We start from the raw sequence: 216 nt of genomic DNA on the forward strand, positions 1-216 counted from the left end.
TATGGGTATGGGTGTGGCTATGGCTGTGGGTGTGGCTGTGAATATGGCTGTGGCTGTGGGTGGGGCTGTGGGTTGGGCTAGGGCTTGGGGTGTGGGTGTGGGTGGAGCTGTGGCTGTGGCTGTGGGTGGGGCTGTGGCTTTGGCTGTGGCTGTGGGTGGGACTGTGGCTTTGAATAATAATGATAATGATGTGTACACTAATGTAGTAATAAACCT

Annotated in this window: 1 protein-coding gene; it reads left to right on the forward strand. The window is 54.6% G+C overall.

What is annotated here, in order from left to right; all coding sequences use genetic code 11:
• A partial coding sequence (locus ACM0OS_RS29120; protein WP_414546643.1) for a hypothetical protein occupies positions 1-216 on the forward strand: 216 nt, incomplete at both ends.

It is taken from the genome of Nostoc sp. CCY0012 (assembly GCF_963920855.1).
GTDB lineage: Bacteria > Cyanobacteriota > Cyanobacteriia > Cyanobacteriales > Nostocaceae > Cyanocohniella.